Raw genomic sequence first — 13,034 nt, forward strand, 5'->3', positions numbered from 1 at the left:
GTAGGTTTTCCGTTTATACTGAGCTTATCAAAGTATAAGGAAAACCGTTACAGTTCTATAAGCTCACTGCGAAGGGTCTTGAATTTCACAAGAGATATATTGAACAATTTTAACAAAAAATAATGAATTAAGTATACATTTTTTTTTAATTTGTTTGTTATTAAATTGTTTGTTTAATATTGTTGGTTTTATCAGGCAACATTTTTTTATAAAATAGTAAAATTTTAAATAAATATCACAATTTTGTATAGCTTTGTAAATTTTTCTTCATCTTTAATCATACAAATTTATGGCTTTTTTTAAACTTCTTATTTAAAAGAGCTATATTATCCATGAGGTCATTATGAAATACCCATTTTTGCTGATGCTGGCATTGGCAGGCTCTGTGACGTTGGTCGGCTGTAGCAAGGCGGACAAGGCGGGACAGCAAGCGGCTGCCCAACAACAAATGCCACCAACCACTGTAAACGTCATGCCAGTGCAATTTCAAGCCGTGCCGTTAGTCAAAGAACTTTCGGGCAAAACTGTACCGTATCAAGAAGCCGTGGTATTACCACAGATTACAGGGATTATTGATAAACAATTGTTCCGTGAAGGCAGTTTTGTGAAACAAGGTCAAGCCCTTTACCAAATCAATGCCGACAATTATGCAAGTGGTTTGGCAGGCAGTAAAGCAACTTACAACCAAGCAGTTGCATCGATTGCCACCGCTCAAGCAACCTTAAAAACCCAGCAAGCTAACCTAAATTTGGCAATGCAAAACCTTAATCGTTTAGAAACACTAAAAAATAGTAATGCAATTTCTAAACAAGAATATGACATTGGGGTTGCCAATGTGCAAACTGCTCGTTCAGCGGTTGAAGCAGCTCAAGCTCAAATCAACGCCGCCAAAGCCAATGCTGCTGCTGCCCAACAAACCGTTAACAACAATCAGCTAAATTATAACCGTACGCGTGTTGTCGCACCGATTAGTGGGATCACGAGTTTGGCGAGTGCGGATGTCGGTTCGCTTGCGACTACTGCCCAAACTCAGCTCACCACGATTTCACAGCTAAATCCGATATACGTGGATATTAGCCAATCATCAGCAGAATTGTTGGCATTGCGTCAGCAATTTGCGAGCGGAAATGTCAGCGAAGCCAATAGCGTGCGTGTGCGGTTAAAACTGCCTGATGGTTCAGTTTATCCTGCGATTGGGCAGTTACGTTTTGAAGAAGCCAAAGTGGACCCAAATACAGGCACAGTGAATTTACGTGCGGTGTTTAACAATGATGACTATGTATTGTTACCAGGCATGATGGTGAGTGCGGAGCTTATCCAAGGTGTGATGAACAGTGCGGTATTGCTACCACAATCAGCGATTACCCGTACGCCAAAAGGCGACACTACCGTGTATATCGTGGATGTCAACAAAAAAATCCAAGTCCGCCCTGTGCAAGTACAAGGTACTTATGAAGGTCAATGGGTGGTAACAGGCGGTCTGCAACAAGGTGACAACGTGGTAATTACAGGCGGTGCAAAGGTCAAGCCTGAGCAACAAGTCAATGTTGCCCCTTATACCGCATCAGCGACACCTGCCACGCCTGCACCTACCCAAGGAGCAATGTCAGGGGCGATTGGCAATGCTCCAACTAATGCACCGACGGCATCTGCATCAACGGCGAGTGAAACTGCCAGTACGCCAAAATCTGTTCATGCAAGCCAGCCTGCATCAGCACAACAACCATAATTTAGGGGATTTGAATGTCACGTTATTTTATTGACCGCCCTATTTTTGCATGGGTTATCGCAATGATAATCATGCTGGCTGGGGTACTGTCTATTTTTAAGCTTTCCATTGAGCAATACCCAAAAATTGCACCGCCAACGGTAAGTATCCGTGCCGCCTATCCTGGGGCATCGGCAAAAACCATTGAAGACTCAGTGACGCAGGTGATTGAACAACAAATGAAAGGGCTTGACGGCTTGATGTATATGTCGTCCACCAGTTCATCAGCAGGTTCAGCTCAAGTTACGCTCACCTTTGAAAATGGGACAAACCCAGATACTGCCCAAGTTCAAGTACAAAATAAACTACAATCAGCAATGACATCATTGCCAGAAACCGTACAACGTATGGGCGTGAACGTCAATAAGTCATCAACTGGCTTTTTGGCGGCATTTGCATTTGTATCTGAAGACGGCAGTATGAGCCGTTCGGATATTTCTGACTATGTATCCTCTAACATCATTGACCCAATGAGCCGTGTGGAAGGTGTGGGCGATATCACCTTGTGGGGTGCGTCTTACTCTATGCGGATTTGGCTTGATCCTGCCAAACTCAAAGCCTATAGCTTGATGCCATCTGATGTGGCAACGGCGGTACGTACCCAAAACGCCCAAGTTTCTGCTGGTCAATTAGGCGAAATGCCAACCAACAGCGATCGTAACGTTATCAATGCGACTGTATCCGTACAAAGCTATATGCAAACGCCCGAACAGTTTCGCAATATTTTGCTAAAATCCAATACTGACGGTTCACGGGTACGCCTTGGCGATGTAGCGACCGTTGAATTAGGTAGTGAGCGTTATAACATTATTTCAACTTATAATGGTAAAGAAACTGCGGCTCTGGGTATTTCCCTAGCAACAGGGGCGAATGCGTTAGACACACGTGAAGCGGTTCAAGCCAAAATTGATGAACTTTCTCGCAATTTTCCAAAGGGTTTAAAAGTAGTAACCCCCTATGATACCACACCGTTCGTACGTTTATCGATTGAGCAAGTGATTAAAACCTTGCTAGAAGCGATTGCATTGGTATTCGTGGTGATGTTTATCTTTTTGCAAAGCTGGCGTGCGACGATTATTCCAACGCTTGCTGTGCCTGTGGTTATTTTGGGGACGTTCTCTATTCTGTTGGCATTGGGCTTTAGTATTAATATTTTGACCATGTTTGCCCTTGTGTTGGCAATTGGTCTACTGGTGGACGATGCGATTGTCGTCGTGGAAAACGTGGAACGGGTACTCGAAGAAAATCCACACATGAGCGTGGTAGATGCCACTCGCCAATCTATGGACGAAGTTAGCCGTGCGGTGATTGGGATTGCAGTAGTGTTATCCGCAGTATTCGTACCGATGGCATTCTTTGGTGGCTCAACAGGGGTGATTTACCGTCAGTTTTCGGTAACCTTGATTACCTGTATGTTGTTATCGGCATTTGTGGCGTTGGTGTTTACCCCTGCCCTATGTGCAACCATTTTAAAACGGTCAAAACATCACGGCGAAGAAAAAACAGGCTTTTTTGGTTGGTTTAATCGCACCTTTAACCGTGTAAGCCATGGTTATGAAAATTTTGTTGGCAAAAGCACCAAAGCCAAATCGCTCTATGTGATTGGCTATGCAATTATCATTACGATTATGGGATTTTTGTTTACCCGTATTCCAAGTTCGTTTTTACCAGACGAAGACCAAGGCATTATGATTGCATTAGTGCAATTGCCAGCAGGTTCTAGCCAACAACAAACCCAAGCAGTGTTAAACAAAGTTGACAATTATTTTAGAACCCAAGAAAAAGACAACGTGGTATCTGTGCTTGGTGTTAATGGCTTTAGTTTTGCAGGTCAAGGGCAAAATATGGGCTTGGCATTTGTAAAATTATCCGATTGGGAAAATCGTACAGGAGCAGAAAATAAAGCCCAAGCGATTGCAGGGCGTGCCATGGGTTATTTTATGACCCAAGTCAACGAAGCCTCGGTTTATGCAATTGTACCCCCTGCAATTACTGAACTTGGTAATGCCACAGGTTTTAACTTACAATTACAAGACCAAACGGGGCTTGGACACGATGCTTTGCTTGAAGCTCGTAATATGCTACTTGGCATGGCAAGTCAAAGTAAAGAAGTGGTCGGCGTACGTCCAAACGGCTTGGAAGATTCGCCACAATATAAAGTCAATGTCAACTACGATATGGCGGCAAGTATGGGCGTTGACCCATCAGTGATTAATAGCTTGTTATCAACCGCTTGGGGGAGTAGCTATATCAATGACTTTATGGATCGTGGTCGTATCAAAAAAGTCTATATGCAAGGCGAGCCTGACAGCCGTACTACATCTGACGATATTAACAAGTGGTATGTGCGTAACAATCAAGGTCAGATGATACCGTTTAGCTCATTTGCCACAGGTGAGTGGCAATACGGTAGCCCAAGTTTAAACCGTTACAACAGCTTATCATCAATGAACATTCAAGGTAGTCCAGCCCCAGGTTTAAGTAGTGGTCAAGCCATGACAGCGATGGAAGCCATGATTGCCAAACTGCCAGAAGGCATCGGTTTTGAATGGACTGGACTTTCTTTAGAAGAGAAAAAATCAGGTGCTCAAGCTCCGATGTTATACGCTTTGTCGTTGTTAATCGTCTTCTTATGTTTGGCAGCGTTGTACGAAAGTTGGTCAATTCCGTTTGCGGTGATGCTCGTTGTGCCACTTGGGGTATTGGGTGCGATGTTATTCACCAGTTTGCGTGGTTTTTCAAATGATATTTATTTACAAGTGGGCTTACTCACCGTGGTCGGTCTATCGGCAAAAAATGCGATTTTGATTATTGAATTTGCCAAAGAACGCCAAGAAGCAGGCCATAATCTGTTCAATGCGGTTACGGTCGCCGCCCGTCAGCGTCTACGTCCGATTATCATGACATCGCTTGCGTTTGGTATGGGCGTTGTACCGTTATTTCTTGCCACAGGGCCGGGTTCTGGTAGCCAAACGGCGATTGGCACGAGCGTACTGGGTGGGGTAATTACCGCAACGTTACTAGGTGTGTTCTTTATTCCGATGTTCTATGTATGGGTGCGTTCAATTTTTAAAGGTAAATTGAATCATCCCAATAACTCAAATAATAGTAATCCAAATAATGGCAATCCACAGCGAACCCAAACCGTGGTGTTACCAAGCGAAAATACCTTGCTAACCAAACACGAACCGATTAATCATTCAAGCTAATATTGATTGCTATTTATCAGTAAAATTAAAATTGGTTTAACAGACAGTTTGATAAAACTAATCTGTTAAACCATTTTCCCAATATTTTTCCCTTTGTTTACAGGAAAATTTTATGAAAATAACAACCTTAAACCCCTTCAAAATTGCAAGCCTAAGCATTTTGGCAATTAGTTTGACCGCTTGTCAAGCCATTCCAAAAGCCAAAACCGAACCTGTTGTCGCTCAACCCAACATCCCAACCAATACGCCATATAACGTGTACGACACCACCACCACGAGCAGTGCCAACCTACCGAGTATCGCAAGCGAGCGTTGGCAAGATTTTTACAGCGATGCCAATCTAAAACAGCTTATCGCCCTAGCCCTAGAAAATAACAAAGACATGGACACGGCGATTTTGAACATTCAAAAAGCCCGTGCCACCTACCAAATTACCGATAACAGCAACATTCCAACGGTCGGTACAACAGGCACAATCGGCTACGGTGCAACTGAAGCCCAAGACAAAAACCCAAGCGAAAGCTATCGGGTGAACCTTGCGATGTCAGCATATGAGTTTGATTTTTGGGGAAAAATTGCCAACGCTAAAGCGTCAGCCTTGCAAACTTATCTTACCACCGCTTTTGCCAAAGACACCGCTCAAATCACCATTATCAGCTCCGTTGCCAAAAGCTACGTTGCCTACAGTTATAATTTAGCAAAACTACAACTTGCCATTGAAACTTTAAAAAACCGCGAAGAATCATTACGCATTAACCGCCAACGTTTTAAAGCAGGTTTGGACTCAGAATTAACCAGCGTACAAGCCCAAACATTAGTTGATTCTGCCAAAGTTGCCATTGCCACCGCCCAAACTGCCCTACTGCAAAACCAAAACGCATTACGCCAATTAGTCGGCACGGCGTTTGACCCTGCCTTATTGCCAAAAACCCCTGTACGAAAAATCACCAACAACCAAATTTTTAGCACAGGCTTGCCAAGTGATTTGTTACTTTATCGCCCTGATTTACGTAGTGCCGAGCATACGCTCAAAGCCCGTGGAGCAGACATTGCTGTCGCTCGTGCCAACTTTTTTCCAAACATTAGTTTGACGGCAACCACAGGTACAGCAAGTACAGATTTGAGCGATTTATTCTCATCAGGCACGTTTAACTGGGGCATCACGCCAGCGATTAGCGTACCGATTTTTAACCGTAATCTTGGCGTGCAATACGAAGTGAGCGAAGTAAATGAGCAACTTGCATTAAGTGCGTATGAAAAGTCTATTCAGACTGCCTTTAAAGAAGTAAATGACGTACTTGCTACTCGTGCCACCATCAACCAACAAATCAACGCCTATCAAAGCATGAAACAAGCCAATAATAAAAACTTTAACATTGCCAACGCTCGTTTTAATGCAGGATTAGACAATTATCTTGGTGTGTTAGATGCGTTACGCAATCAGTTTAACGCTGAGCAAAGTCTGTTAAATGCCGAACAAACATTGATTAATAGCCAAATTGAGCTATACCAAGTGCTAGGTGGTGGAGCAAGTCGTGATGTTATATTGGAAACACCGATTAACGAAAAAGTTACAAGAGCAAAAGCGGATAAATAACTGTTATTTATCCGTCATTTAAATTTTTATAAAAATAAGTTGGATATCTATCCAGCTTATTTTTTGTCAAATCAAAACGTATAACTGGCAATGCCATGAGCAATCGGCTTATCATTGTCATCAACGAACATCATTCGCACCGTACAGCCCTTACGTCCCATACGCATAATCTCGCCAGTCGCCACATAAAACGCCCCACGCCCTACCGCCAAATAATCAATGCGTAAATCCACAGTCGCCACTCGAGTCGCCTTTGCCACTCGCTCATCAAAACTATCCTGCTCACGGCGTAAAATCTCGTACATCGCAATCAATCCACCAAGCGTATCTAGTACGGTTGCCGACACGCCACCGTGTAAAATCTGATAACTGGCATTACCGATTAAATCTGGGGTGGCGGTGGTCGTAGCAGTAAAAGTTTTATCGCCTTTATCAAAATTAAAACAAGTGTTGGTTAATTTTAAAAAAGGACTGCAACTCATGATTTCGGCAAGTTGTTCGCCAATTTTGTCCAAATTTTCACTCAAATTTAACGTCATTACAGGTTTTGCAGGTAGTTGTAAACATTCGCTGATTTCCTGCTCATTGGCAATATCAGAGTGTTCGTCTTTTTTATCAATAAAATCAATCTGATGAATAGCGGTAGTTAATTTTGACATCGTTTTTCCTATATTTTTTAGCATAATAAATACCAAATTAATGGTACAATAGGCAATATTATACAAGCGTTTGGCTAAAATGCTATTGCTTATTTACGAAAATCTTAGAACTATTAATCTTTTTTAAATTCAACGTTTAATAAGGAAAAATGATGTCATATATTTTTAACCGCTCATTCCCTGCTACTCGCCTACGCCGTTTGCGTTTTAACGACAATATCCGAAGCATGGTACAAGAAACCCACCTTGAGCCTAAACATTTGATTGCCCCTGTCTTTATTTTAGACGGCAAAAATGAGCGTCAATCTATCGCCAGTATGCCAAATATTGAGCGAATGAGTGTGGATTTGTTAATTGATTATGCCAAACAATTATTCAGTCTTGGCGTTACCACGATTGACCTATTTCCTGTGATTGACCCCAAATTAAAAACGCCAACCGCCGAAAATGCCTATGATGAAAACGGGCTTGCCTGTACCGCCATTAAAGCGTTAAAAGACGCCGTGCCTGAAATGGTGATTATGACGGACGTTGCCTTAGACCCTTATACCAGTCATGGACAGGACGGCTTGCTTGACGAAACAGGCTATGTTACCAATGATAAAACCATTGATGTGTTGGTAAAACAAGCACTTAGCCACGCACGAGCAGGAGCAGATATCATTTCACCAAGCGACATGATGGACGGACGGATTGGGGCAATTCGCCAAGCATTGGATAGCGAAAATTTTGTCAATACCGCAATCATGGCATATTCTGCCAAATATGCATCTGCGTATTACGGCCCTTTTCGTGATGCGGTCGGCAGTAGCGGTAATCTCAAAGGCGGACACAAAAAACAATACCAAATGGATTTTGCCAACCGAGCAGAAGCGTTGCATGAAGTGGCATTAGACATTCAAGAAGGGGCAGATATGGTCATGGTAAAACCCGGTCAGCCGTATTTGGATTTGGTGCGAGAAGTCAAAGACACGTTTGGCGTACCAACTTTTGCTTATCAAGTATCAGGCGAATATGCCATGCACATGGCGGCTATTGAAAATGGTTGGCTAACTGATGCGGTGATTTTGGAGAGTTTGTTAGGCTTTAGACGAGCAGGGGCGGACGGTATCTTGACCTATTTTGCGATGGATGCAGCGAAAAAATTAAATGGTTAAATATTTGGCTTAAAAATCATTCATTCTCAAAATCATCAATCAAAATTTTACGCCGTTTAGCATTCGCATTGTCATCAAGGTTCGCATTATCCAACATTCGCACTTCGGTGGCAATGCGGTATTGTTCGTTATCGCCCAAACATTGCTCTATCATGGCTAACTGCTGATTGGTCGCATCTTGGAACGACTCGGCAAGCTGTTGCCCTGCCTGCCCTGCTTGCTGAGCCAACTCATTATCTTGTAACCAACGTTCAAACGCCTGTTGTAGTTGCGTCTCATTTTGCACCTGCTCCAACGCACCGACCGCTTGTAATTTGTCCACGACTTGTTGACAAGATTGGGTATATTGCCCCATAATCACAGGCTTGCCAACAATTGCCGACTCAATCGGATTATGCCCACCCACATCTACCCACGAACCACCGACAAACGCCATATCCGCCAACGCATACCACATCCCAAGCTCACCCATACTATCCGCCAAATATACACTATCATCAAGGCTCGGCACTTGGTTTTGGCTACGACGAACAGCGGATTTGCCAGTCATTTGCTGGATTAAGGTCGCCACTTCATCAAAGCGTTCTGGGTGGCGTGGCACGATAATTAACAGCAATTTTTTTGCCAAAAATTTCGTATTTAATGCTTGAAAAGTCGTCAAAATTTGACTTTCTTCCCCTGCGTGGGTGCTACTTGCCACGATTACGGTACGTTCTCCCATTTGCCAATTTTCCGCCAATGCCTTGGCACGGCTTAACATCACAGGATTAATTTGGCTTGACCATTTTAACGAGTTGGCAATGCGAATTTTGTCGCTAGTCGCCCCCAACTGCCGAAACCGTTTGGCAGAGTCAGCATCTTGAGCGATAATTAGGCTGATATTATCCATCATGCTTTCGCTTAATTTGGCAAAACGTTGATAACCGTGAAACGATTTTTGCGACAAACGCCCATTCACCAAAATACTAGCAATCTGACGTTGTTCCAAAGCGGATAAAGTGGTCGCCCATAATTCAGTTTCAATAAACAATGCCCCAATCGGATTGACATGGTTTAAAAAATTCGCCACAATATTCTCAGTATCAGCAGGCACAAAACTGTGATACACATCACCGTTTTGTATTTCATTGGTAAATAATTGTTCAACCCTTGCAAAACCTGTATGCGTGGTGTTGGTAATCCACAACGCATACTGTTTGGCAAGTAACGCCCGCAAAATCGGCTCGGCAGTATTGGTTTCACCAAGCGACACAGCATGACACCAAATTATCGGTTTTTGGGTGCGAATGGGCGGATAAGATTTACCAAACCTTTGTTCGGTTTCTTGTGATAAGGTTTTAGAAAATACCAACTTTAGTTGATACATCGGTTTTAAAATTGCCATTAACAGGCGGTAATAACTGGGGATTTTCATAGCAATGTTCGGACGTTTTTTTGGGGACAATTTTTGGAAAAAATCAAAACTGCTATTGTAAAAAATACGCTCCCAAATAGCAAACAAAATGCACGATTTACAAAAAATTGTTTCTCTATTTTTTATCAGTTTTTTGCTCAAGACACGTTTACTATTTTACCTTTTACTATTTTTACCTTTTGTTATTTTTATTTTGTGCAATGCTAAGTTTTTGTGTAAAATGACACAAATACAAAAAGCAAAGCGTAAAAGGGCAGACCGTGTCAACCACCAACGTTCAAAACAACCCAAATAGCAACCAAGCTAACCAAATTACCAATCAACTTAGCAACCAAATTTACACGTTATTAGCTTGTTTAACCGATAAACAAACGCCGAGTTTTGCGTTTTTTTTGTTACCCCAACTGCATAAAATCCACTTTGATTTTAGCCCAACGAGCCTAGCCCATTTGCAAAAATTTTGTCAATTATTGCAACAAAAAGGCATGACCGCCAACAAAATCTATACACAACAAGGCGGAAAGGCGTTGCTTGTAGCGATTGCCAGTTATTTGGGCGAATATTTGGCACGCCAAACCGACCAAGCCATTCACTGGTATGATTATCCAGAAGCCTTGCAACAAATTTCTTTGCAAAATCAAAGACATAACACCAATTTTCAACTAGAACCAAACTTTGGTAATTCGCTGATTGCCAAAATCGGTGATGTGTACTGCCAACCACTCGTCGTGGTGGAACGCTTGCTCTTACCAGATACGTCGACCGATGAGCTAAACAATGAATTAGTCGAATTTATCCATGCCATGCAGTCAGCGATTTTTGAAAAAACCCAAGTCCATCTGTTTGGCGAACCCAACCATGTGGCGTATCAATACCTTGCCAAAGTCAAAACGGGCAAATTACTTGACCCGCAGATTGGCTTTTTTGCCGAATTACAAGGGTTAAATTTTGATTATAGCGAACAAAGTTTGATAAATTTGGATAAAATTTTAAGCAATATCCAACAAAAATTGGCTAACCATCAAATTAATTACCAAAATTTTATTAAAAACCCACCTTACCAAAAATTTTGTTATTTACTCGGGTTTTATGTGGGTATGACGGCGAGCCGATTGGCAAATGTAGCGGTAAAATGGGCAAATTTTGAGCAAATGGCAGGGCTGTTGGGTGATGATTTTAGCGACAGTTTGGAAAATCACTTTATATTACTCATGGAAAATCATTATCGCACGCCGATGTTGGTCATTACCAATCATTTGTTTGGCATTGCCCCCAATTTTCCAAGTACCACCGTCACATTTTATCAACACATTCACGCCCAAAACGCCAGTCAATTTCATGTTTTTTCACAAACTAAATTAAACAATCAATTTAGAAAAAATCCACAAAAAATTACCGATTTACCGACAAATTGGCAACAAAGTTTAACCGCTTTGGTAAAAATCTTAAGTCAACAAATGACGAGTATTAGCCAACATAAATTGCCAAAACCGTTGATTTTTAGCTTACAAAAGTCGGTAAATAACTGTTATCAACCTAAAATTGAACTGTTAAACCAAGGTGATGACGCCCAAGTCTTGAGCGACTTTCACCAAAAGATGCAAGAATATCAAGAACTTTCACCGATATTGATTGGTTGCTATCCAATGGTGGCGAACCTACCGACAGGGCGACAGCCTGCGTTACGCTTGGATTTACGCTGTGTGCAACCTGCATTGCAACTGGCATTGGTGTTTCCGTATCGGTTAGGTGGTGATTTTGCGATTTTTCCATTTGTGAGCAATCAAAATAACTTAGATGAAAATAACTTAGACGAAAATGAAGAAAATCTTGTTTATATTCAAGCCTTTCTCTATCAATTATACCAAGCCTTAGCACCGATAAAATTGCTCAACGCACAATGGGCAGATTATTGGCTAGATAAGTTGGCAACGGTGAATGATAATTGGGCGTTAACGCCGATTGAACAAAAAAACCAACAAAAATCCCTTGTAAATCAACTCGCTATCGAACTATTTGTACCGACAAATAAAGCACAATCGGCTATTGGTGTCAATGTAAAAGCCCCCAAGTTTGACGTGGCACAGGTACAATGGCAGGGGTTTGATTTGCCCAAATATGTGCTCGATATCAACCCCACCGAGCGGGGTTATTTGCAAGTGTTCGCCCCACATCAACTATTAAATGATGAACTGCTTAGCCAAGCCCAAGCCACCGCCCAACTGTATCGCTATGGCAAAGTGGTGTGGGGCGTGGTACTACAGGCGGATAAAACGTTGTCGCAAGCCGACGAACAGCAAGGCTTTAATAGCGAAAACTTATACACCGCAGAGATTTTGTACGACCCAACAGGGCAAACATCCGTTGAGCAATTATTGGCCCTTGCCGAGCCGTTACGAGCGTTGGCACAGCAGGATTTTGCCCAATTAGACCAATTACCCCCTGACCAAGCCTTTTTTGCCATGCACTTGCAAGATGAGCGTTCACGGATTTTTGCCCACGCTTATCCATCATCTTTGAGCAGTAACAACAATAATAATTCTTTTAAAATCAGTAGCGTATGGGTTTGGCGACCGCATTTACCCAATGCGATGATGAGCTTGCCGATGTTACCAATTATCATTAATCAACAAGCCAATCCGCTAGAAACAGGGCGAATTATGGCGTTGCCGAGTATTTTCTGGCAAAAGAAAGATGACTTTGGCGAAAAGTTTTATCAATATTGGTTGGCAAAAGGTTTGGAACAATCAGGGCAAAATTTAACGGTTTCCCCACCCCTTATCGCTGAAAAAATCAATCAAATGCAACGAGATAAAGCCTTAGAAAATCGGTTATATCCAAGATTTAAGTCAATCAATCAACCAACACCAAAACCTAACGTACCGCCAAGCGAAACGATTATCCGTGAAGCTATGACAAGCAAAAGTACACATTTGGCAACGGCAAATCCATCATCAACTCCCCTAATTCAAACCACACAAATACCAATCACTTCGCCTACCCCAACGACAAACGACAGTCAAAAAGTTGTGCTAACGCCTGAGTTACAACAACAATTATTAGCTAACCAAGCTCGCCTAACCTCTAGCCTATCCACGACCGATAAAGACAAAGAGCGTAAATTATACCTGATTAGTGGTGTGGTAGCGGTTGTACTAATTTTGGCGTTAATTATGGCAAGTTTAATGAAATAACTTATCAAAAATTAGCAAAAATTGGCATAAAAAAAG

At 42.2% G+C, this 13,034-nt stretch carries 7 protein-coding genes; 5 read left to right on the forward strand and 2 right to left on the reverse strand.

Features of this window, described 5'->3' with window-relative positions; all coding sequences use genetic code 11:
• The first annotated feature begins 343 nt into the window (after positions 1 to 343).
• The 3 genes from A3G3_RS0109870 (at position 344) to A3G3_RS13640 (ending at position 6,574) form a co-directional block, all read left to right on the forward strand.
• Positions 344 to 1,729: an efflux RND transporter periplasmic adaptor subunit gene (locus A3G3_RS0109870; protein WP_019520355.1), complete on the forward strand. Its 1,386-nt coding sequence runs from the start codon at positions 344 to 346 to the stop codon at positions 1,727 to 1,729.
• Between the two features lie 14 nt (positions 1,730 to 1,743).
• Positions 1,744 to 4,977: an efflux RND transporter permease subunit gene (locus A3G3_RS0109875; RefSeq protein WP_019520356.1), complete on the forward strand. Its 3,234-nt coding sequence runs from the start codon at positions 1,744 to 1,746 to the stop codon at positions 4,975 to 4,977.
• Between the two features lie 112 nt (positions 4,978 to 5,089).
• A complete protein-coding gene (locus A3G3_RS13640) occupies positions 5,090 to 6,574 on the forward strand; it encodes an efflux transporter outer membrane subunit (RefSeq protein ID WP_019520357.1) in 1,485 nt (494 codons plus the stop codon).
• A gap of 71 nt (positions 6,575 to 6,645) precedes the next feature.
• Here A3G3_RS13640 and A3G3_RS0109885 read toward each other — a convergent pair whose 3' ends face one another.
• Complete coding sequence (locus tag A3G3_RS0109885; RefSeq protein ID WP_019520358.1) at positions 6,646 to 7,233, reverse strand: thioesterase family protein; 588 nt, start codon at positions 7,231 to 7,233, stop codon at positions 6,646 to 6,648.
• Positions 7,234 to 7,385: 152 nt separating this feature from the next.
• Between A3G3_RS0109885 and hemB the strand changes: the two genes are divergently transcribed.
• Positions 7,386 to 8,390, forward strand: coding sequence for a porphobilinogen synthase (hemB, locus tag A3G3_RS0109890; protein ID WP_019520359.1), 1,005 nt, complete (start codon positions 7,386 to 7,388; stop codon positions 8,388 to 8,390).
• A gap of 16 nt (positions 8,391 to 8,406) precedes the next feature.
• Here the strand turns inward: hemB and A3G3_RS0109895 are convergent, their stop codons facing one another.
• Positions 8,407 to 9,804 (reverse strand): 3-deoxy-D-manno-octulosonic acid transferase, encoded by a 1,398-nt coding sequence (locus A3G3_RS0109895; protein WP_156802152.1) that lies wholly within the window; start codon positions 9,802 to 9,804, stop codon positions 8,407 to 8,409.
• Positions 9,805 to 10,064: 260 nt separating this feature from the next.
• Here A3G3_RS0109895 and A3G3_RS0109905 point away from each other — a divergent pair, with 260 nt between their 5' ends.
• Complete coding sequence (locus A3G3_RS0109905; RefSeq protein WP_019520362.1) at positions 10,065 to 12,998, forward strand: hypothetical protein; 2,934 nt, start codon at positions 10,065 to 10,067, stop codon at positions 12,996 to 12,998.
• Positions 12,999 to 13,034: the final 36 nt, after the last annotated feature.

Origin of the sequence: Moraxella boevrei DSM 14165 (assembly GCF_000379845.1) — a bacterium.
GTDB classification, from domain to species: Bacteria; Pseudomonadota; Gammaproteobacteria; order Pseudomonadales; family Moraxellaceae; genus Faucicola; species Faucicola boevrei.

Bases quoted from the DNA above. Each gene is read 5' to 3' on its own strand.
- A3G3_RS0109870 (WP_019520355.1), top strand. From the start codon at position 344: ATGAAATACCCATTTTTGCTGATGCTGGCATTGGCAGGCTCTGTGACG.
- A3G3_RS0109895 (WP_156802152.1), bottom strand. From the start codon at position 9,804: ATGAAAATCCCCAGTTATTACCGCCTGTTAATGGCAATTTTAAAACCG.
- A3G3_RS0109885 (WP_019520358.1), bottom strand. From the start codon at position 7,233: ATGTCAAAATTAACTACCGCTATTCATCAGATTGATTTTATTGATAAA.
- hemB (WP_019520359.1), top strand. From the start codon at position 7,386: ATGTCATATATTTTTAACCGCTCATTCCCTGCTACTCGCCTACGCCGT.
- A3G3_RS0109875 (WP_019520356.1), top strand. From the start codon at position 1,744: ATGTCACGTTATTTTATTGACCGCCCTATTTTTGCATGGGTTATCGCA.
- A3G3_RS13640 (WP_019520357.1), top strand. From the start codon at position 5,090: ATGAAAATAACAACCTTAAACCCCTTCAAAATTGCAAGCCTAAGCATT.